The organism is Sphingomonas leidyi, assembly GCF_011761945.1.
GTDB classification, from domain to species: domain Bacteria; phylum Pseudomonadota; class Alphaproteobacteria; order Sphingomonadales; family Sphingomonadaceae; genus Sphingomonas; species Sphingomonas leidyi.
Window position 1 is genome coordinate 1,136,438 of sequence record NZ_JAASQV010000001.1, and the last position, 24,686, is coordinate 1,161,123.

Genomic DNA, 24,686 nt, shown 5'->3' on the forward strand with positions numbered 1-24,686 from the left:
GAGCCGTGGTCGAGCTATGGAAACCGGTTTCCATCACCCGCCCTGACGGTCTTCCGCAATCGCCCGGGCCTTTCTATGCTCGCTTGGATGACCGTGCCGCTTTTCCATCTCGCCATCCCCGTCGACGATATCGAGGCGGCGCGCGCCTTCTATGGCGGCACGCTCGGTTGCCCGCAGGGGCGCGAGGATCCCGGCCACTGGATCGATTTCGATTTCCGAGGCCACCAGCTGGTCGTCCACAAGGCGGAAGGCGCGGGCGTGAAGGCGCGGGGCTCCGTGGATGGCGACGCGGTGCCCGTGCCCCATTTCGGGCTGGTGCTCGAATGGGAGGAATGGGAGGCGCTTGCCGGGCGCTTGCGCGCCGCGGGCACCGAATTCGCGATCACGCCGCATATCCGCTTTCCGGGCAAGCCCGGCGAGCAGGCGACGATGTTCTTCTTCGATCCTGCCGGCAACGCACTGGAATTCAAGGCATTCCGTGACATTGGCCAGCTATTCGCCAGCTAGTGCTGATATTTGTCCTTCTTGCGCTTGCCGAACAGCATGTTGCGTTCCAATCGCTGGCATAGCGCAGTGTAATAGGCTTCGAGAAAGCCATGCTCGTCGCCCTCGACGCCGGCCATGCCGAGCCGCTCGCGGATCGTCCGCGCGACGACGATCATGGAATATTCGTCGTTCCGCCGCAGCACTTCCTCCAGCTTCTGCAGCTCGAACTCGCCATAGACGCTCAGTTGCGCATCGGTGAAGGCGTAGCGGGCCTGTTCGGGCTCGGCGCGCGACGCGACGCTGTGGTTCAGGCTCCGGCGCGGCAATCGCACCACCCAGGTGCCGGCGATCAGGTCGCCCACGCGCAGCCGATCGCGGTTGAAGAAGGGAAAGAGCAGGAAGATGCCGGTCCAGAGCAGCCCGAACAGGCCGGTGGCGAAAGTCGCCATCCCGGCGGAGCTCTGATAGGCCAGGAAGGATAGGGGGAGGAACAGTTCCAGTTCGCGCATGGCGTTGCGCGCCACCACCTGGTGCCCGCGCAGCCGCGATCCGTCGCGCGCCACTACGCGCAGCCGCATCAGCCGCTTGCCCGGTGTCGCCGCCCGCGGGCCCAGCTCGAAGATCGCGAAATATCCGTTGCGCAGCGCGAAGAAGCCGAGCAGCCAGATCATCAGCAGGATCTGCGCCAGCGCCTTTCCGGTGCCCATCAGCACCAGCAGCAGGACGATGGTGAGCACCACCAGCGTGAGGACGATCACCGTCAGATCGAGCATGAAGGCGCCGGCGCGCTCGCCGATCGTGGCGATGTCGAGCTTCAGGTCCACGCCTTCGGGCGTGACGAAGGTGCGGCGGTCGGTGCCCCGCTGCCGGCCCGATCCCTGCGTCGCGCGAGCCTCAGCCATCCAGGTCACCGCTGCGCACCGGCATCACGTAGAAATAGAGCAGCCAGCCGAGCAGCGCAGCGCCGCCGATCGCCACGCGGATCAGGTCCGAAGTGATCGTTTGCCGCCCCACGCCCTCGAGCAGCCCGGCCACGGCGAGCATCAGCACCACGCCGATCATGGCGAAGGCGGCGGTGCGCCCGGCCCTGGCGGTGGCGGCGGTGCGCGAGAGCTTGCCTGGAAAGGCCAGCGCCATGCCCACGCGCAGCCCGGCCGCGCCGGCAATGGCGATGGCGAACAGTTCGGTGGTGCCGTGGATCGTCAGCCAGGCGGCCAGCGGCAGACCGAGCCCCTTGGAGACGAACACCGCGAGGAAGGCGCCGAGGATGCAGCCATTGTAGACGAGCAGCAGCAATGTCGGCACGCCGAATGCGAAGCCCAGCGCGAAGCACATCAGCGCGATCTGCGCATTGTGGGTGAACAGATAGGTAGCGAAGGCGCCGAGCATGTTGCTGTCGTCGCCCCCGCCGTCATAAAGGCCCTGGCGCAGCTCCGCCGCGCTCGATTGCGGCCCCCGTCCGCCGGCCAATCCCTCGGGCACGATCGAATGATACCAGCTCGGATCGCTGGCAACCAGGCAATAGGCGGCGATGCCGCCGAGCAGCATCATCAGCACCGCGATCAGCGTCTCGCGTGCCAGGCTGCGCAGCGCCAGCGGCCAGCTTGCCCCGAAGAATGCTGCGATGCGCCGGCGAAGGGGAGGCTGGACGCCGTAGAGCACGAAATAGGATCGCGCGCACAGCGCCTCGAGATAGGCGACCAGATCGGCGTCGAGCGATGTCTCGCGCGCTACCGAGAGCGAGGAGAGCGCGGCGCGATAGAGCACCGGCAGCTCGAACAGGTCCTCGTCCGAAAGCGATCCGGCACGGCCGCGCTCGATCTGGAGGATGCGCTGCTCCAGTTCCAGCCAGTCGACGGTGCGCGCCTCGCGGAAGCGGGCGCTGGCGAACTGGGACGATGCGGCGCCGCTCACAGCAGATTCCTCCGCTTGAAATCGAAATATTGGCGGACGAGTGCCGGCCCCACCTGGTCGTGCCGCGCTTCCAGCACATGGATGCCGGCATGGCGGAGCCGCGCCTGGACGATCCGGCGCTCGCGCAGCATCGACGCGGCGATCACCGCGCGCGAGACGTCGTCGATCGCCATCGGTTCTGCCGCGGCCAACGCCTCCAGTTCGTCATCGGCCAGGATCACGAACAGCACCAGGTGCCCGCGCAGCAGGTTCACCGCGGCGCGCAGCATCAGCTCGGCGCCGGTGGGATCGGTGAACTCGGTGAAGATCACCACCAGCGAGCGCCGGGTGAGGTCGCCCGCCAGCGTGGCGAGCCCGAGCGTATAGTTGGTCTCGGCCGTGCTGTAGTCGAGCTGCCCGGCGAGCCGCTGCATCAGCGGGAAGGCGCGGGTGCCCGACACCGCGCCCGAGGCGACCCGGGGCTGCGAATCGAAGCCGAACAGCGCCACCCGGTCCCCGAGCTTCAAGGCGGCATAGGCGCCGAGCAGCGCCGCGGTGATCGCCCGGTCGACGCGCGGCAGGCCGTCGACCGGCTCGCACATCACCCGGCCGGTATCGATCGCGAAGACGATCTGGTTGTTGCGCTCGATCCGGTTCTCGCGAGCGAGCAGCTGAAGGTGGCGGGCGCTGTGGTTCCAGTCGATCGTGCGGCGCTCCATGCCCGAGCGCCATTCGGTCAGCGCTTCGAACTCGCTGCCTTCGCCGCGATCGACGCGCGCCATCTCGCCCATCTGCGCGTCGCGCAGCAGCAGATGGGCCGAATTGCGCACGGGGCGGATGTCCGGCGTGATCACCACCAGCCGGTCGAGCTTCTCCACGCGCTGCCGCCAGATCAGGCCGAACGGACCGGTCCAGCGGCTCCACAGCGCCTCCACCTTGTCGGTGCCGCGCCGCACGGGGAGGAAGGCGATCGCGGCATGGTTCTCGCCGCGCGCCAGCCGGATGCGCCCCTCGGCGCGCGGCGCCAGCCTGGGCCCCGTCGCCACCGCGAGCTCCAGCCCGTCGATCGGCCGGCCCGCCACCATCACCTCGACGATCAGCGGCGCGCCGATCTCGATCGCGCCCGGGCACGACGCCTTCAGCACCGGCGCGCGCGGCGCGAGCAGGGCGTCGACCGCGGCGAAGGCGAGCATCATCGGCACCCATATCAGCCCGGCAAACCAGAGCTGCGGCGCGAATACGCCGACGAGCAGCGCCAGCGGCGCTCCCGCGGCGGTCAGCAGCACGCAGCGGATGCTGGGTCGGATCAACGCGGCGCCTCGACCTGCTCGACCAGGCCCGCGATCACTGCGTCGGCGGTACGGCCGTCGATCTCGGCAGCGGGAGAGAGAATCACGCGGTGGCGCAGGGCCGCGGGGGCGAGCTTCTTCACATCGTCGGGCAGCACGAAGTCGCGCCCGTCGAGCGCGGCATGCGCGCGCGCCGCGGCGGCGAGCGTGGCGCCCGCGCGCGGGCTCGCGCCGATCTGGAGGTCGCCGGTGGTGCGAGTCGCGCGGACGAGGCGGACGACATAGTCCACCACCTCGTCGGCCAGGCGGTTCGCCGCCACCGCATCGGCTGCGGCGCTGATCGTCGCATGGTCGGCGACCTGGGCGACGCCCCATTGCTCGGGCCGGGGCATGCCGAAGCGGCTGCCCTGCTTGGCGACGATCTCGCGTTCCTGTTCGAGGCTGGGATAGCCGACCTCGAATTTGAACAGGAAGCGGTCGAGCTGCGCCTCGGGCAGCGGATAGACGCCCTGGCTCTCGATCGGATTCTGCGTCGCCACCACCATGAACCGTTCGGAGAGCTTGTGGTCGATCCCGTCGATCGTGACGGTGCGCTCCTGCATCGCTTCCAGCAGTGCCGCCTGGGTCTTGGGCGGCGTGCGGTTGATCTCGTCGGCGAGCAGCAGCTCGGTGAAGATCGGGCCGTGCGTCAGGGTGAACTGGCTCGTCTGGAAATTGAACAGGTTGGAGCCCAATATGTCGCCCGGCAGCAGGTCGGGCGTGAACTGGATGCGGCCATAGTCGAGCCCCGCCGCGCGCGCGAAGCATTGGGCAAGGAAGGTCTTCGCCGTTCCGGGCGGCCCTTCGAGCAGGATATGCCCCGACGCGAACAGCGCGACGAGCATCAGCTCCACTGCCTCGTCCAGCCCCACCACGGCCTTGCCCACTTCGGCGCGGATCGCGTCGCCCAGCGCCTTCACTTCCTCAATGTTCACGCGTGACGGTCCTTTTCCATTGATAGAGCGCGCGGGCGGCAACGAGCAGCGCGCGCGTGTCCTGGGCATGGCCCGCGCGGGAAGCGAGGGCAGTGAAGGGTTCGCCCTGCTTGTCGAGCCGGTCGAGATAGTTGTCGAGCGCATCGGGCGGCAGGTTGGCCGGTGCGGCGGTGGCGCCCGCCGCCGCGTCGCGGATCAGCGCGGCATAGCGATCGCCGGTGCGGTGCCGCCGCCCGGCAAGCCGCAGCAGCGCCGCGCCATTCTCCGCGATCGCCCGCTTGCCGAAGGCGACGCCGCGGCTCTCGGGCAGGGCGGGGCCGAAGCGCATGAGCGCATGCCAGCCCGCGAGCAGCGCCGCGATCAGCAGGCACAGGGTGAGCGGCAGGAACGGTGGTTCGAACGCCAGCTTGAGCAGGTTGGGATTGCTCCCGAAGCCGTGGAGCGTGAGATCGAAGGCGATGCCGCGATCGCCATCGTCGAACCAGTCGAGGAGCTGCATCGCCCGCTCGGCGCCCGCAAGCGTCTTGAGGCCCTGATTGTCGAGCAGGTCGGGGTCGGCGACGATCAGCGTCGGTTGGCTCTTCAGCGTGGCGACCAGCGTGCCGCCATGCCCGTCGCCGATCACCGGTTCGAGCGCCTGGCCCGAGATGGTCCTGAGGCCCTCTGCGTTCTCCTGCACCTGGGCCTCGGTGACCTGGGCGATCTGCCGCGAGGCCTCGCGAGGCGGGAGGCGGCCGAACGACCTCACCCAGGCCGGCTTGTCGGGTCGGGGCATGGTCAGCCATTTGGGCAGCACCAGGATCGTCGGCTGCGAAGCGCGGCGATCGATGATCCGCTTCACCATGTCGGGACTGGTCGTCGGCTCCAGCGTCACCACCAATATGTCGCTGGTGTCGAGATCGCTGTCGCGCCGCACCATCTTCACCGAGCCGTGGACGCGCCGCACCAGGTCGGCCGCGCCGGCAAAGCCCACTGCCGAAGTGGCGAGCGCATGGTTGCCCGGGCGCTGCGCGGGTTGCAGGTCGTCGGCATAGGCGGTGAGCAGCAGGAAGGCGACGAAGCCGACCACGCCGAGCAGCACGAGCACCAGGACGGTGCGCAGAGTGAAGGGCGTGGCGGTGCCTTCGCTGCTCATCGCCAAGCCCCGGGCAGCGCGAACTCGCCATAGGCGGCGCGCGCTTCCTCCCAGTCGGCCCGGGCCAGGCTGCGGCCGCCGAACAGGCTGCGCTCCACCGGCCTGGCCATCGCGGCGAAGGCGCGGCGGACGATGCCGGGCATCCATTCGGATCCTGCGATCTCGCGGCTGGTCAGGGCGGGGCGGAGCAGGCGCGGGCGATGGCGCTGGATGTCTTCCAGGCTGCGCTGGAGCAGCAGATGCACGGCTTCCTCGTAACGTCCCTGGGCCGCCAGCGCCTCGGCATCGGCAAGCAGCGCGCGCGCGGCCTTCTCGCTCGGGCGCCAGGCAGCGACATCCCGTGTCGCCATCGCCTCGGCATCGCCCGAGGGCCGGGCGCGGATCAGCGAACTGACGACGAGATAGAGAATGATCGCCGCGCCGATCACCACGCAGGCGAGAAGAACCCAACCCATATAGGGCGCGACTTCTCCGAGCTGCCTGGCCAGCCAGCGCATCCAGGGCGGAATCTCGGGCGGCTTGGCCGCGCTCATCTCGAACTGGATGTCGGAGCGCGCGCGCAAGGCCTCGTGCGCCCTGGCGACGGACTGTGCAGTCGATCCCTGTACGGTCACGTCGAATCCCCCACGCGCCCAGTGCTACCGGAACAGCGCGCCGCAGGAAACCCGGCAAGACTGGACTTTGCACCCGTTTTTGTTCAGTTTTTCCTCAGCGTCGATTGCACTTCGATGAAAGAGGGGAAATCATGGCTGAAGCGGATCTTGGTGGAGCGCGCTACGAAATCGGCGCGGTCATTTCACGCGCGTTCGAAACGATCGGGTCGAATTTCCTGCTATTCTGCGGGCTTGCGCTGGTGCTGGCGGGCACGCCCCAGCTCGTGCTGGGATATTGGCAGGCGATCAATTTCAACCTGCACGGCGGCGCAGCGGACGCTGCGATCTTCTACAGCGGTTCCTATTGGGGCATGGCGGGCCTCACCTGGCTGGTCTCGATCGTCACCGGCGCGATCCTCCAGGCGGCGCTCACCCGCGCCACGGTGATGCACCTCTCGGGCGAGACGCCGCAGTTCGGCGCGCTTCTGGCGGTGGGGATCAGCATGATCCTGCCGATGATAGCGATCGGCCTGATCGCCGGCATCGGCGTCGGCATCGGCATGCTGCTGCTGATCGTGCCGGGCGTCATCCTCTGGCTGGTCTGGGCGGTGGTCACGCCGGCCTATGTCCAGGAGAAGGTGGGGATCCTCGAGGCTTTCAGCCGCAGCGCCGCGCTGACCAGCGGCGCGCGCTGGCGCATCTTCCTGACGATGCTGATCGTCGTCGTCCTGCTCTGGGTGCTCAGCATCCCGGTGAGCTTCCTCACCGCGGCGATGATCGCGACCGGCAATGCCTTGCTGACCGCGTTCGTCGGCGCCGCCGTGGGGGCGCTCGGCAGCATGGTAATGGTGGCGGTGCAGGCAAGCATCTATGTCGAGCTGCGCCAGCTCAAGGAAGGCATCGCGCCTTCCGATCTCGAGGCGATCTTCGCCTGAAGCTAGGTGCGGCGGCCTCGCCAGGAGGCCGCCGCACCCGCTTGCCGCGCGGCTGGCCCCGGACGGCGGGTTCAGCCGTCGAAGCGGATGACGACCCGCAGGCCGGGGGCCGCGTCCGACAATTCGATCGCCGCGAAGTGCGCGCGGGCAATGGCCGCCACCAGGCTGAGTCCGAGGCCGTGCCCGGGCGTCGACCGGCTGCGCTCCAGCCGGACGAAGCGCTGGAGGACGCGCGCGCGCTCCGCAGGCGGGATGCCCGGCCCCGTGTCGGCAACGACAAGGCATACGGCATCCGCCTGCCGCTGCACGCAGATGGCGATCCGCGTTCCGGAAGGCGTATGCCGTAGCGCGTTCTCGACCAGGTTCGCGCACATCTGCGCGAGCAGGTGCCGGTCGCCCGCGATCGTCGCGCCCGCATCGACATCGAGAGCGACTTCGTGGCCGGTCGCCTCCGCGCTTGCGCGAAAGGCATCGGCGACCCGCTCCGCCACCTCCGACAGATCGACCGGCCTGAACGCTTCGCGGACCTGATAGGTCTCCACTTCCGAAATCCGCAGCATCGCCGTGAAGATGTTCAATATCTCCTCGCTCGAATCCGCGGCGCGGCGGATGGCTTCGCGATAGCCATCGGCGTCGAGATCGGTCTCGAGCGCGGTTTCCAGTATCTGTTTCTGGCGCGCCAGCGGCGTCCGCAGATCATGCGCGACGTCGGTGGTGACCTGCTGCAGATTGTCGAGCAGCGATGCGATGCGATCCAGCATGCGGTTGAGCGTCTCGGCCAGCCTGTCGAATTCGTTCGGGACGTCGTCGCGATCGACGCGGCGGCTCAGATCGCCGTCGATGATCGCCTCCGCCGTCGCATGGATGCGTCCCAGGCGTCGCCGGACCACGAAGCCGAGCCCCCAGGCGCAGACGATGCCGATCAACAGCATCGCGCCGAATGCCGCGGAGAAGATCATGAGGATGGAGCGGTCGATCTCGTCGATCGGCGTGCGATCCGCCGCCACCACCAGCATATATCCGCCCTGCAGCGGCGTCGCCAGGGCCTGGGCCACATTCGCGCCCTCGCGGGCATCGTGGAACGGCAGCAGTTCGTGCCAGCCCGGGCGCGGCAAGGCAGCGTCGAACCGGCCCGCCACCTTGGTGCCGGAACCGGCGAAGAGCATATAGCCCAGCCCGTTGGTGTTGTGGCCGTCCTCGCGCCGCGCAATGGCCATGGCGAGCGCGCCGAGCCCGTCCTGTTCGGCGACGGCCTTCAGGCTGCCGGTCTCGGCGGCGATGCGGTGGTCGAGCTGCTGTTCCAGCGCCTCGTGCGACACGAAATAGACGATTCCGCCGAGCAGGATCGTGGCGATGGCGAGCGCGAAACTGGCGAGCGCGGCAAGGCCGAAGGTGGAGCGGGGCAGATGCGGCTTCATTCGGTGCGGATCGTGTAGCCGGCACCCCGAACGGTGAGGATCGCATCGGTATCGAAGCCGGCGTTGAGCTTCGCGCGCAACCGGCTGATATGCGTCTCGACGATGTTGGTGCGCGGATCGAAATCGAACTCCCAGACTCGTTCGAGCAGCATCGTCTTGGTCATCACCCGGTCCGAATTGCGCATCAGCTCCTCGAGCATCAGCACTTCGCGCGGCTGGAGATCGATCGGGCTTCCGCCGCGCGTCACGCGCCGCCGCCGCAGGTCCAGTTCGAGGTCGCGGACCCGCAGCACGGTTTCGGCCGGCATGGCGGAAGTCGCGGGGCGGCGGATCAGCACGTTGAGCCGGGCGCGCAGCTCGGAAAAGGCGAACGGCTTGACCAGATAGTCGTCGGCGCCGCTCTCCAGCCCCTCGACCCGGTCCGCGATCTTCGCCATCGCGGTGAGGAGCAGGACCGGCGTGGCGATTCCGCCGGCCCGGATCATCCGGAGCACCGCGAGTCCGTCGATCGCCGGCAGCATCCGGTCGAGGATGATCGCGTCGAACTGCTGCTGCGTCGCGTGGAACAGCGCATCGGGGCCGTTCGCGACGACGGTGACGTTCATGCCGGATTCCGTCAGTCCCTTGGCGAGGTAATCGGCGGTTTCGCGGTCGTCTTCGGCAATCAGGATCTTCATGGCGACGTGCGACTCTATCTGCTGCCGACGGGAAGCGCTTCTCCCCTAGTGGATGCCGTATCGGGCTGTGAAGCCCAACCGCCGCCGAGCGCCCGGAACAGCGCGACCTGGGTCAGGGCGATCCTGAGGTTCGACGCGGCCAGCAGGGCCTCGACGTCGTTGCGGGTGCGCTCGGCATCGACGACCTGCAGATAGCTGTCGGCGCCCAGGCGGAAGCGCGCTCCGGCGCGGGTCACGACCTTCCCGGCTTCCGCGAGCGCGCCGCGCAGCTCGACATTGCGCCGCTTCTCCGCCTGATAGTCGGCAAGCATGGTCTCGACTTCGCGCAGCGCGCGCAGCACCGCGACATCCCAGCTGGCCAGGGCGGCTTCCTGGGTTCCCCTGGCTGCGGCGATCCTGGCGCGCGCGGCGCTCTGGTTGGGGAAGGCCCAGCTGATCAGCGGCGTGAGGAAGCCGGTGAAATCGCCGCCGAGCAGGCCGGCCGATCCGCCCAGCTGGAAACGGGGATAGAGATCGGCGGTGGCGACGCCGATCCGCGCGGTGGCTGCCGCGAGCTTGCGCTCGGCCTCGCGAATGTCCGGGCGCCGGGCCAGCAGGGCATTGCCGTCGCCCACCGGCAGGGCCCGGCGCGCGGTCGGTGCGGCCGTGCAGGGCAGCGCGAGACGTGCCGCTTCCTTCGGCGGCAGCCCCTCGAGCGTGGCAAGCTGGAACAGGGCGCGCGCGCGGTCTGCATCGAATGCCGGCAATGCGGCGCGGGTGCGCTCGAGCAGGGTCTTCGACTGGGCGAGTTCGAAGGGGGAGGCTTCGCCCGCGTCGAGCTGGCGCGCAATCAGGTCGTAGCCCCTTTGTTGCGCCGCAAGCTGTGCCTCGGCGATCTGCTTCCCCGCAACGGCGCCGCACGCCGCCGCATAGGCGGCAGCCGTATCGGCGGCGACGGCGACGCGCACCGTGTCGCGCGCGGCTTCGCTCGCCTGGAGATCGGCGCGGGCGGCCTCGGCGGTCGCCCGCAGCCGGCCGAACAGATCGACTTCATAGGCAATGGTCGCGGCGAGGTCGTAGCTGGATTTCGGCACGGCGCCGGTGCTCGGTTGTCGTTGTGCGGGGCTGGGGCCGGCACCGCTTTCGAGCGTGGTGTTCGGAAGCTGCGCCGCCCGGGCACCGCGCACCGCGGCGCGCGCCACTTCGAGATTGCCGAGTGCCACCCGGATATCGGCATTGGCGGCCAGTGCCCGCCCGACATGCGCGTCGAGTGCCGGGTCGTCGAACAGTCGCCACCAGTCATCGGGCACCGGGGCCGAGGCGATCCCCGCCTCCGAAGCGCCGAGAAATGCCCCCTGTGCGGGAAGCGGCGCAACGGGAGCGACATGCCGCGGCCCGACCGCACAGCCCGTCGTCAGCGCCAGCGCACCGGCAAGCGCGACCTGCGGGAAACGGATATTCATGCCGGAACAACCTTTCCTTCGAGTGCCGCGCCCTGCGCGTCGCGGGGTTCGCGCCGTTCCCGGCCGAAGCGCCCGTACAGCGACGGCATCAGCAGCAGGTTGAGCACGGTCGAGCTGACCAGGCCGCCCAGGATGACGAGTGCCATGGGATGCTCGATCTCGTGCCCCGGCGCGTCGCCGCGCACGACCAGCGGCAGCAGTGCCAGCGCGGCGCACGAGGCAGTCATCAGGATCGGCACCAGCCGCTCCTCGGCACCCCGCAGCAGCAGTTCGGGGCCCCATGCCTCGCCTTCCTCGTTCTCGAGGTGGCGATAATGGCTGATCAGCATGATGCCGTTGCGCGCCGAGATTCCGAGCACCGTGACGAAGCCGACCAGCGAACCGAGCGACAGGACGCCGCCCGACAGCAACACCGCGGCCACGCCGCCCACCAGGGCGAAGGGCAGGCTGATGCCGACCAGCGCGGTCACCCGGAACGAGCGGAACTCGAGCCAGACGAGCAGCAGGATGCCGATCAGGCAGAGCGCGCCCAGCGTCGCCAGCTGCCGGCGCGATTTCTGCAGCGCCTCGAACTCGCCGATCACTTCGGGATGATAGCCGGTGCCGAACGTGAAGCCGTCCACCTTGGCCTGCACCGCGCGGGCGACCGCGCCCAGGTCCGATCCCGACACGTTCATCGTCACGTCGATGCGGCGCGAGCCATTCTCGCGCTTGATCTCGTTCGCCGCGGGCATGACCAGCACATCGGCAACTTGCGACAGGCGAACGGCGGTGCCGCCGGGCAGCTGGATCAGCGCATCGCGGATCGATCGCAGGTCTGCCCGTGCCGCGGGAACGCCCCATACCACCACGTCGGTCGAGCGGTTGCCCTCGTAGAGCTCGCCGGCCTTGCTCCCCTGGATCAGGGTTGCCGCGGTGCGGCGGACATCGCCGGTCGTCAGGCCATAGGCGGCCAGGTCGGCCGGGCGCGGACGCACCTGGATCTGCGGGATCGCGGTCTGCATCTCCACCTTGAGCTCGCTGGTGCCCGGAATGCCCTCCAGTTCCTTCTTGAGCCGGTCGGCGGTCTGGCGGAGCGTCGCCATGTCGGGGCCGTAGACGCGCACGACGATGCTGGCGCCCGCGCCGCTCAGCACTTCCTTGATGCGTTCGCGCAGATAGGTGAGCACGTCGCGATAGAGGCCGGGATAGCCGTCGATCGCTTCCTGGATCTTCCGGACCGAGCCGTCATAGTCGGCCTTCTCGTCGAGGCTGATCCACAGCTCGGTGAAGTTGGGGCCATAGACTTCGTCGCCCGCCTCGGCGCGGCCGATATGGGCGCCGAAATTGCGCACGCCGGGGATGGCGCGGAGTTCCTTCGAGGCGCGGATGGTGATCCGCTCCATCGCCTCCACCGAAGTGCCGGGCTTCTCGACGAAGTGCATCAGGAAGTCGGTTTCGCGGAAATTGGGGAGGAACTGGTCCTTGAACCCCGCATAGCCGATCCCCGCGAGCAACAGCCCGCCCGCGACGACGCCGATCGCTGCGCCCGGCCGGGCGATGGCGAGGGGAAGGAAGCGGCGATAGGCGGCCTTCAGGCGGGCGACCAGGCGGGTCTCGCGATGGACCTGCGTGCCGTTGGGCAGCAGCATCAGGCAGAGCGCCGGGGTAACGGTGAGCGCTACCAGCAGCGAGCAGCCGATCGCGAGGACATAGGCAGTGGCGAGCGGGCGGAAGAAGGTCCCCGACACGCCGTCGAGGAAGAAGATCGGCAGGAACACCAGCATGACGATCAGGCTGGCGAACACCACCGCGGTCCGCACTTCGAGCGAAGCGGAGAGCACCACCGCGAAGGGCGTGCGGGGCGATCCGGCCTCGCGGTTCAATCGCAGCCTCCGCCCGATATTCTCGACGTCGATGATCGCGTCGTCGACGATCTCGCCCAGCGCGATCACCAGGCCGGCGATCACCATCGTGTTGATGCTCATCCCCGATTTGGCGAGGACGAGCGCGGCGCCGAGCAGCGAGAGGGGAATCGCGGTCAGGCTGATGGCCGCCGAGCGCCAGTCGCGGGTGAACAGGATCAGCACTGCCGCGACGAGGATGCAGCCGATCCACAGCGCTTCGGTGAGGTTTCCGATCGAGCGCTCGATGAAGGTGGCCGGGCGGAAGATCGTCGAATCGATCTGGACGTCCTTGAGCCCGGGGCGCAGTTCCTTCAGCGCGGCCTCGACGCCCCGCGTCACCGCCAGCGTGTTGCCGCCCTGCTGCTTCTCGACGATCAGCAGGATGCCCGATCCATCGTTGATGATCGCGCTGCCGATGGGTGCGGCATGGCCCTCGACCACCGTGGCGACGTCGCGGAGCCGGACGGGGGCGGTACCGGCGAGCCTGATCACCGTATTGCCCAGATCGTCGGCGCCGGCGATCGGCGAGAGATGGCGCACCGCGAGGCGCTGATTGGGCGTGTCGACGAACCCGCCGCCCAGCGTTACCGCGGCGTCGCCCGCGGCCTTCTGCACCTCGGCCATGGTCACGCCCATCTGCTGCAGCCGGTTCGGATCGACGAGCACCTGGAGCTGGCGATCCCGCTGCCCCCAGACGGCGACATTGGCGACGCCCGGAACGCCCATCAGCTTGGGCCGGATCGTCCAGCGCACCAGTTCGGAGAGCTGGATCTGGCTCAGCCGGGAAGACGTGAGCCCGATCTTCATCGCCCGGCTGGTCGCCGAAAGCGGCGGCAGCATCGTCGGCGGGCGGACGTTCGCGGGCAGGCGCGGCGCGGCGATCGCGACGCGTTCCTGCACCAGCTGGCGGGCGCGGACCACATCGGTGCCCTCCTGGAAGATCAGCTGCACGGAGGACAGGCCGAGTACCGACTTCGAACGCAGGGTCTTGAGACCCGGCGTGCCGTTCACTGCGAATTCGAGGGGCGTGGTGACGAGGGCTTCGACCTCCTCGGTCGACAGGCCGGGGGCCTCGGTCTGCACCTCGACCATCGGCGGCGCGAATTCGGGAAATACGTCGAGCGGCACGTCCTGGCTGGCGCGGACGCCGAAGAAGACCAGGACGAGCGCCAGCGCGATGACGAGCACGCGCTGCCTGAGCGCGGCGGCGATGAGCCAGTTCAGCACGGCCGGGCCCTCACTTCGCGCCGAATTCGGTGCCGAACAGCTCGGCGGCGCCGGCGGTCACGGCCTGGTCGCCGGGCTTGAGGCCCATGGCGAGCATGGCCGTGCCCCCGCTGATCCCGGCAAGCTGGACGCGCCGTCGCTCGAACGTGCGCGGCGCGGTCCGCACATAGACCCATTCGCCGCCATAGGCGTCGTGCAGGATCGCGGACGCGGGGACGGTGAGGCCTTGCGCGCCGTCGCCCGCTGCCGGCAGCGCGACGGCGACACGCTGGCCGATGCCGAGCGTACGCGTGTTCGGGATCGCATAATAGAGATCGATGCTGCCGGCGGCGACGTTCGAAGAAGGCGGCGCGGCCACGGGGCGCCCCGACAGGGTTCCGGCCCCTCCGCCCAGCGGCCGGATGGCGGCGGGTGCGCCGCGATCGATGCGCGTCACGTCCGCAGCCAGCACGGGCACGCGCACCCACAGGATGTCCTGGCGCCCGAGCGACGCGACCGGCGCGCCGAGCAGGTGGCGCTGCGCGCGGGCGGCTGCCAGATCGGCCTGGGCGACTGCGGCGGTAGCGAGCGCGTCGTCGCGCGCCCTGACGCTGCCCGCTTCCTCCCGGACCAGGGCATCGGCGCGTTGCGCATTGACGTGCGCCACCCGTGCCTGGGCGGCGGCGCGGGCGATGTCGCCATCGGCGCGTGCCTGGCTGGCGGCGAGCGTCATCAGATCGGTCGCGGTGGTGATCGGGACCCCTCCGCGCGCGGCGGGGGGGACGACCACTTCGCCGTGCGTCGCCACCCTGTCCTGCGCGGGCGCGAGGCTGGCCGTCGCGACGGCAATGCCCAGCCGGCGCTCCGCCTCGGGCGTGAGCGTGATCCGCATCAGCTCGGATTCGTGCGCGACGGGATCGACCTTCGCCGGCTTGATCGCGGCATGGGTATCGGACGGGCCGCCGCAGGCGGAGAGAGCCAGCAGAGCCAGGCACGGCGCGGCGCCACGCAGGGCGATCCGTCTGGCAGCGTCGCGCGGCCGGGCGCGCGGGAGCTCTCCGAAACGCTGCCGCGCACCGGCCGGCGTCTGGCGCGCAAGTTCGAGAAGCATCCGGCAACCCTCCACGTGGAATTCGTGGTCGCGGGTCTAGCGGCCGGCAGCTTCGCGGATTTCCGCCGGAACTATACGAGATGCGAAGGTCGCGCTGCCCCCGGAGACGCCCGCCGAACGGACGTCAGAGAGAAGTCCGGGAGGCGGGCAGGAACGAGGCGATCGATGTGAGCGCGCCCACCGCCAGGTGCGTGACCAGCGTCAGCGCCGCGACCAGCATGGTGGCGGCCGCAAGGCCGGAGCCCGGCCCCAGCAATGCGAGGACCAGCGGCGCCAGCAGCGCGTCGCGGGCCGGCACCAGCGGCAGGCGGTGGACCATCATGCGCAGCGTCGCCACCGCGATGAGGATCATGGGCGAAAGACCGGGCAACAACAGCTTCCAGAGCAATGCCGTAAACACCAGGCTCAATATGATCCTGAGGCTGTGCAGGCAGAATGTGACGATCAGATCGCGCCGCGAAAGGGTGAGCAGCGAGACGAACCGCCGCATCACCAGGATCCCGAGCGAGGAGAGGATGATGACGGCGACGGATGCCGCGAAGCTGTTGAGAAGCGTGCCGCCGGCGATCGCATAGAGCAGGGGAGCGTTGATCACCATCATCGCGAGCGTGGCGAGATTGCCGGCAAGCGCGGAGAGGACGGCGACATCGCGCAGCGTGCCGAATACGGAACCCTTGAGCGGCTGGTGCTGCCGCGCCCAGAGATAGAATTGCGCGTCGCCCGAATAGCCGAAGACGATCTCGTTCGCGACCTGCTTGCGGAACAGGGCCGGCAGGGCAGCGGCGCGCAGTTTCCACAGCCGATGGAGGATAAGCCACTCCATCGCCGGGCCCAGCGCGTAGAAAAGCGCGAAGCAGAGCCAGAACCAGGGATTGGCGGGCGCGGCGGCGAAGCGCGAAGTATCGATCCCGCCGAGCTGCACCAGGACGGCGAGCAGGATCGCCGCCGAGAGGCCGAGGCCTGCAAGCGTCAGCAGCCACTCGCGGACGGGCGGCGTGGGGGGAAACAGCAGCGCGGCCTGATCGGCGCGCGCGTTCATCTGGCTGGCGGAACTGGCCATGCGAACTCGTCGATTTGAGATGGGGCGGAGGTCGTGTGCGCCTCGCCGCGTGCGGCGGCGACAAAGGTATCGAGATAGATTCCGGCGGACTGCTCGATGGTGAAGCGGCGTACATGCTCCCCTCGGCTGGCATGCGGCGCCGGCGCGGAGTCCGCGTCCGCGATCGCGGCGGCGAACGCGGCTTCGTTGCGCGCCACGATCATGCCGTGACGGCCATCGCCGAGCACGCTGCGCACCCCCGCGCCGCTGTCGGTCGAGATCACCGAGAGTCCGGCTGCCAGCGCCTCGATCAGGACAGCGGGGACGCCTTCATAGCGGGAGGAGAGCAGCAGGGTGTCGAAGCCCGGCAGCTGCGACGCGGCGTCGGATACGTGGCCGGCGAAATCGACGCGCTCCGCGACGCCGAGAATGGCCGCCAGCGCCTCCAGCGCCGCACGATCCGGGCCGTCGCCATAGATCGTCAGCGTCTCGTCGGTGCAGGCGCCGTGCGCGAAGGCGCGGAGCATCAACGGATAATCCTTTTGCGGCGCCAGGCGCCCGATCGCGACGAACCGGCGGGGGGCGCCGGTGCGGCGCGGCGCCGGCGCACGGATGCGGGATTCCTCGATCGCCGGGTCGTGAACCACCCGAAAGGTCCCCCGCATGCCGGGGGGCAGGTCCTTGGCGATCGCCTCGTCCATGATCACCCAGGCCCATGCGAAGCGCGCCTGCATGCCCAGCCAGAGCCGCCAGAAGAAACGCCCCGTCGGCTGCAGGTCGCGCCGGGCCAGGTCGTTGCTGATCTTCACGACGATTGCCGGGCAGCGCTTGCCGAAGCGCAGCCGCATCGCGGCCGCAACGATGGTATAGGTGCTCCCGGAGACGAACAGCACGTCCGGGCGTGTCCGGCGTATCTCGGCGGGCAGCCTTGCGATCATCCAGAGGGTTTCCCACCAGGCGGTGCCGATCGAAGGCTGGGACGGCGTGGTATAGGTCAGGCCGTCGGCCAGTTCGGCGCGAAGCGCCCCATCCTCGCGGCCCAGGAAGAGCGGCGCCTCCACGCCCATCGCGCGCCAGTGCCGGACGAGGCGCAGCGCGACTCGCTCCACACCGCCCGGTTCGAAGCTGTGCAGAAACGTCAGGACGCGCACGCAAGGTCTCCGACCATGTCGCGATACTGGCTGGGGACATGGGTCCGTGCGATCTTCGCCACGGTCCGCCGAATGCTCGAAAGCGTCGCCGGCACCGTCACGTCGCCCGGATGCACGCCGAGCCGAACCACCCGGGGCAGCGGGATCGTCCTGGCGACGCTGGCGACGGCGAGCGACGAGAGCATGCGCGCGCGCGTGCGCGTTGCCCATGTGATCACCGGAGACTTGAGGAATATGCGCCCGGTATCCGGCGCCCAGACCCGCATATGGTCTTCGGCGAGTGCGATGCCGAGCGTCTTCATGGCGCTATGCGCGCCATCGCCGTAGAGCCAGGCCGGTGCGATGAAGCCGGCAATGGGGCGGCCGGTGATGTCCTCGATCAGGGTCCGGCCGGCACGGATGCGGCGCTCGGCCTCTTCGGCATCCAGACCGAGAAATTCCCCTTCGCCCGCCGTCATGCGGCTCGCCTTGACGCGATCCTGCCAGGAAGCATGCTCGGCCTCGTCCCGATGGCTGTAGCCGTGGAGAAACATCTCCACCCCATCCTCGGCCCAGCGGCGCAGGCGGGCCGCAAAGGGCGAGCCGGGCCGGATTTCCGCCTCCCGCCAGAAATCGGGCACCACGAGCATGGCCGGGCGCTCCACGCCTGCCGAAGCAAGCTCCTCGACCAGCCGATCGATCGCCGGCTCGTGGCGCGGCGACACGTCATGGATCGAGGCGAGGAGCCGGCGGGGCGGTGTTGTTCCGGTTCGGGTCACATGGGCAAGACGCCGCCGCGGGCCGGCGCCACAGCCATGCCGCGATTTTTTTCGTCAGAAACTGCGGGAAAGGGAAAGCGAAAAGGTGCGCGGCCGAAGCGGCGTGTACTGGTGTTCGCTGTGGATCGAGAAGGGATTGCCATAGGCGAAGCTGTCCGCGCGCGCGTCGAACAGATTGTCGACGTCGAGTGCCAGGGTGAACGGCCCGATCATCGTCGTCGCGCCGGCGCGTGCCAGCGCATAGTCGCCCATGCCGCGATCCAGGCCGTCGTCGAAGCTCAGCCGGGAGGCGCCGACATAGTTGAATGCGGCATAGGGCGTGACCTCGTGTCCGAACAGGCGGATGGTGCGCGCGATCGCAAAGTCGCCGGCAAGGTCGGGGACGACAGGCAGGCGACGATCCCTGGGCAGGCGCGTGCCGTCCGCCGCGTTTGTCAGCCTTGGGCGTTGGATGGTGAAGCCGCCGCGCAATTGCCAGCCCCCGCCCGGGCGCCAGGTCGCACTTCCTTCCACGCCGAATATCGTCGCGTCGCCGGCATTGTGGGTGGCGACCAGGCCCGCGGGCTCGAGATAGTCCGACTGGATATTGTGCCAGACGGCATGAAAGCCGGCAAAGTTGAGGTCCAGCCGGCCGCCGTCGAAGCTCGCGCGGCCGCCGGCCTCGATGCTGCGGACGGAATCCCCGACATAGCGGCCGGTCCGGCTGTTGCTGGGATCGATGCCGCCCGGTCGATAGGCGGTGCCCAGCCGGACATAGAGAAGGCGATCGTCCGCGAGCTGATAGGAAAGCGAGGTGCTGGGCGTGAAGCCGATCACCGCGTGATTGACCCTCCGCGCGTCGAGCTCCTCCTGGCGCTCATCCTCGGTCGTGGCGCGGAACAGGCGCATGCCGATCGCCAGCTTGAGGCGCGGGGCGAGCGGATAGGCGCCGTCGGCGAACAGGGATGTCTCGGTAACCCGGCGATGGAGCGCGAAATAGTCGGGTACGGTGATGGTCGCCGTTTCTATCGCGCCCGTCGCGCGCGTCACCGCCGAGATGTAGGAGACGCCCGCGGTCCAGGCGAAGGCGCTGCCGGGCGCCGAGGTCAGCCGCACTTCCTGGTCGAAGACGCGATAGGCGCGGCCGTCGAGGTAGCGCAGTGCGCCGGGCACGCCGAGCTGGGTGGCCGCGGCGCTCGCATCGAACACGTCATGCTGGTCCTGCCAGGCATGGCTGGTGACTGCGGTGAGCCGCAACGCACCGATCGGACCGGAGAGGATCGCCTGGGCGAGCCCGAAGACGCCGCGGCGCGGTTCCCGCTGGGAGATGTTGCGCGTCAGGTCTTCATAGTCGCGATCGACATATTGGCTGTCGGCGGTGTGGTTCACCTGATAGGCGCCGATGAGATCTGCGGTCCATCCGGTCGCGGATGCGAGACGGAGCGCGGCGCGTCCGCCGGCGATGCGCGTGCGATTCACGTCCGACGGGCCGTCGGCGTCATCGACCCAGCCCGCGTCGCTGCGCGCATAACCGACCAGGCGCAGCGCCGCGAGATCGCTGACGAGCGGCAGGTTGAGCATCGCTTCGGCATTTGCGCCCAGGCCGCCCGATCCGACCATCTGCGCTCCGATGGTCGCCGTACCCGATGTGGCGCCGATCACCGGCCGATTGGTCACGATGCGATAGACGCCGCCGAGCGCGCCGGTGCCGTAGAGCGGCCCCTGCGGTCCCTTCAGGACTTCGACGCGGGCGATATCGGTGAGATAGAGCCCGGGCTCGGCGGCGTCGTAGGTCACGCGGCCCTCGTCGATCTGGACGCTCACCGTGGACTGGCTGAAGCCGTTGAAGGGGCTGTCGGCAAGGCCGCGGATGAAGGACCTTTCCCGGCCCAGGCCGCCATTGGCCACGTTCAGGCCCTCGATGCCGCGCGCCACGTCGCCGGCGCGAGTCGCCCGGTCCTGCCGCGCGGGATCGCGCGGCACATAGACTGCGATCGACCCGGCGATCGAGGACAGGGCCTCGGGCAGCTTGCGGGCGGTGACCACGATTTCCTCGTCGGCGGTGGCGATGGCCTGCGGTTCCGGTGGCGCGGGCCGCGCGGTATGGCGTGCCGCGGCGCGGGGGCGTGCCGTGATCCGGAAGGCCCGGGGACCGATCCGCACCGCATGCACCGGCGTGCCCTGCAATATGCGGTCCAGCGCGTCGCGTGCGGACATGTGTCCGCGTGCGGCGCGGGTGCGCGCGGAGGGCAGGCGGACGTCATAGACGAACGAGATGCCGGTCTGGGCCGAAAGCGCCTCGAGGATGTCGGCCAGGTTGCCGGCGGGCAGGGAAATCGCGAAACGCTCGTCCCGCGCCTGGGCGGGAGGCGGCAACCGGGCGCTAGCCGCCAGTACGATCGACCAACCGGACCGTCTGACCATCGCTCTCCGCATGCAGCCCCGTCAATTGGGTGAGGGTGGAAACCATTGCCTGTCGGTCGCCGGGCGCGAGCACGCCCGAGAATGGGCGTTGGGCAGCGGGGCCGGAAACCGACACGGGCTGCCCCGTGTAGCGGGCGATGTCGGCGGCGACCAGTGCGAGCGGGGTCTGATCATAGACGAAACGTCCGCTGCGCCAGGACGCGATGTTCGCCACCCGTGCCGGGCGCAGGGTGACCCTGCCGGCCTGGGCGATCGCCTCCTGGCCGGCCGCGACCAGCGTTTCCGAGGTCTGCCCGGGCAATTGGAGCGCGACGGCGCCTTCCTCGACGGACAGGCTCAGCACCCCGTTGGCGGAGTTGACTGCGAAGCGGGTCCCCACGTCGCGGATGCGATACCCGTCCACCTCGACGACGACGCTCCGCGCGGGATCGTGGCGGATGTTGAAGAAGGCGCTGCCGCGCAGCCGCATCGGCCCGCCTGCCTCGGGCTCGGACAGCCGCGAGCCGGCGCCGAGCGACGCGGTGACGCCATGGGCAAGCTGCACGGTGCGCGTCGTCCTGGCGGCACTGGCGAATTCCCGCGCCGCCGGTGCTTCGGGCTGCTCGCCCTGGAAGCCGATGCCGAGGGCAAGGGCGATCGTCGCCGCGGCGGCGATGCCCGAACCGACGGCCCAGCGCGGGAAGCCGCGCATGGGCATCTCCGACGTTCCGCCACGGGCCGCCGGCCGCGGGAGCGTCGCGTCGATCCGCGCGTCGAGCAGCGCGATCTCGTCATAGGCGAGGCGATGGCGCGGATCTGCCTCCAGCCAGCAGGTGAAGCCGCACCATTTCATGTCGTCATGCTGTTGCGCGACGTGCCAGCGCGCCGCAGCCTCGTGGATATCCTCGTTCATCGCCCGTTCCCGGCACCGGTTCGAGCCGATGCCTCCCTGTTATCGTATGAGACGCCACCATATCGGTGGCACCTCAGTTCTCCAGCGCGCGGCGCAGATGCGCCATCGCAACGGCGATGTGTTTCTCGACGCCGCTTCGGCTGATGCCCAGCCGCGCGGCCACCTCGGCATGGGGCAGGCCTTCGAGCTTGTGGAGCCGGAACGCGCGTCCCGCTCCCTCCGGCAGGCGCGCGATCGCCGCATGCAGCGCCGCATTGTCTTCGCGGGCGATCATCGCATCGAGCGCCCGGGGCTGCGGATCGACGCGGTCGCCGGCAATGGTCTCGGCCTGGCTGTCGCTCCAGTCCTTGTCGCGCGCCTCGCGGCGGCGCGCCTCGCGGATGCGGTCGAGCACGAGATTCTGTGCGGCGCGATAGAGATAGGCGCGGCCATTCGCGATCGGGCCGGGGGGCGCCTCGCGGGTGCGCAGCCACAGTTCCTGGAGCAGGTCTTCGGCTTCGACCGGATTGCCGGTACGCGCGACGAGGAAGCGCAGCAATTCGCCGCGCAGTTCCTGGTAAAGCTGCGTTAGCCCGGAAGCAGGAGAATGGATCGGTCGACTCCTTCCGATCGCGGGCTTTGCCCGATGTCCCTCCGCCGGGCAAGCGGGGACGGAATACAAAAAGTTCGCGCCCTACTGCGGTGCAGCGTAATCGGCGGCGTCCTTGCTTCGAATGATGGAGAAGCGAGCGAAGTTCATGCCTGTCCTGCGGCAATCAGGCTCGAATCGCACCTGCGGCGCAGTTGGTGCAAGATGAGGATCGTCGATGTCAGCGCCTTCTACGCGCCCAAGGGCGGGGGCGTGCGTGCCTATGTCGATCGGAAGCTGGCGGCCGCGGCGGCGCTGGGCCATGAGATCATCGTGCTGGCCCCGGGCAAGCACGATGCCGTGATCCGGCGCGGCCCTGGCGCGGTGCTGGAGACGCTGGCGTCCCCACCGTTTCCGCTCGATCGGCGCTATCGCTACTTCGACAATGAGAAGACGCTCCATCGCGCCCTGGATCGTTGGCGCCCCGATTTCGTCGAGGCATCCTCACCCTGGGGCAGCGCCTCGATGGTGGCGCGCTGGGACGGCGCCGCGCCGCGTGCGCTGGTCATGCACGCCGACCCGCTCTCCGCTTATGCCTATCGCTGGTTCGGGCCGGTCGCGAGCATCGAGACGATCGATCGCGGGTTCGACTTCTTCTGGCGGCATTTGCGCCGGCTGGGCGAGGCCTATGACCTGGTCGTCAGCGCCAGCGGGGAGTTCGCGGCGCGGCTGAGCGGTGGCGGGATGCCCGGCGTGGTCACCATTCCCATGGGCGTCGAGCCCGGCATATTCGCGCCCTGGCATCGGGACCCGCACTATCGCGCCGCGCTGCTTGCCGAATGCGACCTCGATCCCTCCGCCACGCTGCTGGTGGGAATCGGCCGCCACGCGGCCGAGAAACGCTGGGGCATGGTGATCGACGCTGCCCTTTCCGCGGGCACGCTGCATCCGATCGCGCTGCTGCTGGTGGGCGAGGGGCGGCTGCAGGGGCGGCTGGTGGCCCGCGCGGGCGGTTCTCCGCATATCCGGATCCCGGGGCCGCTCGCCGACCGCGCCGCCCTCGCGCGATTGATGGCGAGCGCGGATGCGCTGGTCCATGGCTGCGAGGCCGAGACCTTCTGCATGGTCGCGGCCGAGGCGCGGGCGAGCGGGCTGCCGGTGATCGTGCCCGATCGCGGCGGCGCCGCCGACCATGCCGACCGCGCGCCGAGCCGGAGATACCGCGCGGGCGACGTGCAGGCGCTGCGCGATGCGATCCTCGCTTTCGTCGCAGGCCGCTCCTCCGTCGCGCCTCGTGCCCTTGAAGAGGCGCCGCGGACGATGGACATGCACTTTGCCGAGCTGTTCCAGGCCTATGCGGCGTTGCGGTCCGCCGTCAGCCGCGCGGCCTGAAACACGCTCCCGCGCCCATCGGGACGATGCGCGGTGACGTGCCGGCCCGCCGCGTGCGCGCCCTTGGCTGAAGCTGCCATCGGCCGGGCCTGATCCGTGCCGGAGGCGGGGATCCGGCCGGCCCCGGGTGCACAATGGAAGCGGCACGAGACTGGGGAGCGGCTCGCATCGGCGCCCGGAGCGGTCGTTCAGCCGCTAATGGCTTGACCCTGGCTGGGCGCGGACCCACCGCAGGGGCCCCACGCAATCGATATCGCCCCCCGTGAACCCGCGAAGCGCAAGCGATTCCAACAGATTGAACTTGATGCGATTTCCTCGTCTAATTCCAGGTGGCTCGTACGATCTCGCGATCGACCTCGGCACCGTGAACACCGTCATCTATCTGAAGGACCGCGGCATCGTGCTCAGCGAGCCGTCGGTGGTGGCCATGGAAACGGTCGGCGGCATTTCCCGGGTGCGCGCTGTCGGCGCGGAAGCGAAGCTGATGCTTGGGAAGACCCCCGACAACGTCCGCACGATCCGGCCGATGCGCGACGGCGTGATCGCGGATCTGGAAGTCGCCGAGCGGATGATCAAATATTTCATCGACAAGGTACGCGGCGGCACGAGGCGGCTCGGCCGCCGCCCCGAAGTCGCGATCAGCATCCCCAGCAGCGCGACCCAGGTCGAACGGCGCGCGATCCAGCAGGCGGGCACCAATGCCGGTGCTCGCAAGGTCTATCTCATCGAGGAATCCATGGCCGCGGCCATCGGCGCGGGCCTGCCCGTCACCGAACCTGTCGGTGCCATGGTGGTGGATATCGGCGGAGGCACCACCGAGGTCGCCGTCCTTTCGCTCAACGGCCTTGCGTACAGCGCCTCGGTCCGCGTCGGCGGCGACCGGATGGACGAGGCGATCGCGTCGTCCATCCGTCGAAAGCACAATCTCATGATCGGCGAAGCCACCGCCGAGCATATCAAGGTCGAGATCGGCACCGCCCAGGTTCCGGAAGACGGGATCGGCCTTGTCCGGAAAGTCAGGGGTCGAGACCTGGTCAAGGGCATGCCTTCGGAAGTGGAGGTCAACCAGGCCGAGATCGCACATGCGCTCGCGGAGCTTACCGCGCAGATCGTCGAGGCAGTGCATAGCGCGCTGGAGAAGACCGAGCCCGAACTGGCCGCCGACATCTATGATCAGGGCATCGTGATGACCGGAGGGGGCAGCCTGCTCGCGCATCTGGACGATGTGCTGTCGAAGGCGACCGGATTGCCCGTCATGGTTGCGGAAAATGCGTTGATGTGCGTGGCGACCGGCGCCGGACGCGCACTCGAGGAACCGGTATATCGCGGCGCGATGTCATCCAGTTGAGATGTCATCCAGTTGAGATGCCTTGTCCCGGAACGGGGATGGAGCCGGATTCGACGGCTTCGCGCCCCCGCGGCCTGCCTTGGCCGGGCG

At 69.2% G+C, this 24,686-nt stretch carries 21 protein-coding genes; 4 read left to right on the forward strand and 17 right to left on the reverse strand.

Going from position 1 to position 24,686, the window contains the following annotated elements:
- Positions 1-87: 87 nt before the first annotated feature.
- On the forward strand, positions 88-507 hold the full coding sequence (locus FHR20_RS05500; protein ID WP_167298568.1) for a VOC family protein: 420 nt from the start codon (positions 88-90) through the stop codon (positions 505-507).
- Here FHR20_RS05500 and FHR20_RS05505 read toward each other — a convergent pair.
- Genes FHR20_RS05505 through FHR20_RS05530 form a run of 6 tightly spaced genes read right to left on the reverse strand, consistent with a single transcriptional unit; the run spans position 504 to position 6,391 of the window.
- Positions 504-1,388, reverse strand: a complete 885-nt coding sequence (locus FHR20_RS05505; RefSeq protein WP_167298569.1) for an RDD family protein — start codon at positions 1,386-1,388, stop codon at positions 504-506. The two genes, FHR20_RS05500 and FHR20_RS05505, sit on opposite strands and share 4 nt — an antisense overlap.
- Positions 1,381-2,400, reverse strand: coding sequence for a stage II sporulation protein M (locus FHR20_RS05510; RefSeq protein WP_167298570.1), 1,020 nt, complete (start codon positions 2,398-2,400; stop codon positions 1,381-1,383). Before FHR20_RS05510 ends, FHR20_RS05505 begins: the two co-directional genes overlap by 8 nt.
- Positions 2,397-3,689, reverse strand: a complete 1,293-nt coding sequence (locus FHR20_RS05515; protein ID WP_167298571.1) for a DUF58 domain-containing protein — start codon at positions 3,687-3,689, stop codon at positions 2,397-2,399. The genes FHR20_RS05510 and FHR20_RS05515 overlap by 4 nt, the downstream gene beginning before the upstream one ends.
- The gene (locus tag FHR20_RS05520) at positions 3,686-4,642 is read right to left on the reverse strand and encodes an AAA family ATPase (RefSeq protein WP_167298572.1); all 957 of its coding nucleotides are present in this window, start codon (positions 4,640-4,642) and stop codon (positions 3,686-3,688) included. Before FHR20_RS05520 ends, FHR20_RS05515 begins: the two co-directional genes overlap by 4 nt.
- Entirely contained in the window at positions 4,632-5,777 is a 1,146-nt protein-coding gene (locus FHR20_RS05525) for a hypothetical protein (RefSeq protein ID WP_167298573.1), read from the reverse strand. The genes FHR20_RS05520 and FHR20_RS05525 overlap by 11 nt, the downstream gene beginning before the upstream one ends.
- Positions 5,774-6,391 (reverse strand): hypothetical protein, encoded by a 618-nt coding sequence (locus FHR20_RS05530; RefSeq protein ID WP_167298574.1) that lies wholly within the window; start codon positions 6,389-6,391, stop codon positions 5,774-5,776. The genes FHR20_RS05525 and FHR20_RS05530 overlap by 4 nt, the downstream gene beginning before the upstream one ends.
- Before the next feature lie 131 nt (positions 6,392-6,522).
- Here FHR20_RS05530 and FHR20_RS05535 point away from each other — a divergent pair, with 131 nt between their 5' ends.
- Positions 6,523-7,305: a DUF7847 domain-containing protein gene (locus FHR20_RS05535; protein ID WP_167298575.1), complete on the forward strand. Its 783-nt coding sequence runs from the start codon at positions 6,523-6,525 to the stop codon at positions 7,303-7,305.
- Positions 7,306-7,376: 71 nt separating this feature from the next.
- Here the strand turns inward: FHR20_RS05535 and FHR20_RS05540 are convergent, their stop codons facing one another.
- The 11 genes from FHR20_RS05540 to FHR20_RS05590 form a co-directional block, all read right to left on the reverse strand.
- Positions 7,377-8,723, reverse strand: a complete 1,347-nt coding sequence (locus FHR20_RS05540) for a sensor histidine kinase (RefSeq protein WP_167298576.1) — start codon at positions 8,721-8,723, stop codon at positions 7,377-7,379.
- A complete protein-coding gene (locus tag FHR20_RS05545; protein ID WP_167298577.1) occupies positions 8,720-9,400 on the reverse strand; it encodes a response regulator transcription factor in 681 nt (226 codons plus the stop codon). Before FHR20_RS05545 ends, FHR20_RS05540 begins: the two co-directional genes overlap by 4 nt.
- A 14-nt stretch (positions 9,401-9,414) precedes the next feature.
- Positions 9,415-10,842: an efflux transporter outer membrane subunit gene (locus FHR20_RS05550; RefSeq protein WP_167298578.1), complete on the reverse strand. Its 1,428-nt coding sequence runs from the start codon at positions 10,840-10,842 to the stop codon at positions 9,415-9,417.
- Positions 10,839-13,955, reverse strand: coding sequence for an efflux RND transporter permease subunit (locus FHR20_RS05555; protein WP_167298579.1), 3,117 nt, complete (start codon positions 13,953-13,955; stop codon positions 10,839-10,841). The genes FHR20_RS05550 and FHR20_RS05555 overlap by 4 nt, the downstream gene beginning before the upstream one ends.
- 10 nt (positions 13,956-13,965) lie before the next feature.
- Positions 13,966-15,045, reverse strand: a complete 1,080-nt coding sequence (locus tag FHR20_RS05560; protein WP_243857129.1) for an efflux RND transporter periplasmic adaptor subunit — start codon at positions 15,043-15,045, stop codon at positions 13,966-13,968.
- Between the two features lie 124 nt (positions 15,046-15,169).
- Positions 15,170-16,105 (reverse strand): hypothetical protein, encoded by a 936-nt coding sequence (locus FHR20_RS05565; RefSeq protein WP_167298580.1) that lies wholly within the window; start codon positions 16,103-16,105, stop codon positions 15,170-15,172.
- Positions 16,081-17,235 (reverse strand): glycosyltransferase, encoded by a 1,155-nt coding sequence (locus FHR20_RS05570; RefSeq protein ID WP_341786412.1) that lies wholly within the window; start codon positions 17,233-17,235, stop codon positions 16,081-16,083. The genes FHR20_RS05565 and FHR20_RS05570 overlap by 25 nt, the downstream gene beginning before the upstream one ends.
- Positions 17,223-17,993: a DUF2334 domain-containing protein gene (locus FHR20_RS05575; RefSeq protein WP_167298581.1), complete on the reverse strand. Its 771-nt coding sequence runs from the start codon at positions 17,991-17,993 to the stop codon at positions 17,223-17,225. The genes FHR20_RS05570 and FHR20_RS05575 overlap by 13 nt, the downstream gene beginning before the upstream one ends.
- A 54-nt stretch (positions 17,994-18,047) precedes the next feature.
- Positions 18,048-20,348: a TonB-dependent receptor gene (locus tag FHR20_RS05580; RefSeq protein WP_167298582.1), complete on the reverse strand. Its 2,301-nt coding sequence runs from the start codon at positions 20,346-20,348 to the stop codon at positions 18,048-18,050.
- 7 nt (positions 20,349-20,355) lie between these two features.
- A complete protein-coding gene (locus FHR20_RS05585; protein WP_167298583.1) occupies positions 20,356-21,288 on the reverse strand; it encodes a FecR family protein in 933 nt (310 codons plus the stop codon).
- A gap of 73 nt (positions 21,289-21,361) precedes the next feature.
- Positions 21,362-21,898 carry an RNA polymerase sigma factor gene (locus tag FHR20_RS05590; RefSeq protein WP_341786429.1) on the reverse strand — a complete coding sequence of 179 codons (537 nt, stop codon included), beginning with the start codon at positions 21,896-21,898 and terminating at the stop codon, positions 21,362-21,364.
- A gap of 183 nt (positions 21,899-22,081) precedes the next feature.
- On the opposite strand from FHR20_RS05590, the gene FHR20_RS05595 reads away from it, so the two are divergent.
- Together FHR20_RS05595 and FHR20_RS05600 are read left to right on the forward strand one after the other, a co-directional pair.
- On the forward strand, positions 22,082-23,248 hold the full coding sequence (locus tag FHR20_RS05595; RefSeq protein WP_167298584.1) for a glycosyltransferase: 1,167 nt from the start codon (positions 22,082-22,084) through the stop codon (positions 23,246-23,248).
- 301 nt (positions 23,249-23,549) lie between these two features.
- Positions 23,550-24,596: a rod shape-determining protein gene (locus FHR20_RS05600; RefSeq protein WP_422051131.1), complete on the forward strand. Its 1,047-nt coding sequence runs from the start codon at positions 23,550-23,552 to the stop codon at positions 24,594-24,596.
- Positions 24,597-24,686: the final 90 nt, after the last annotated feature.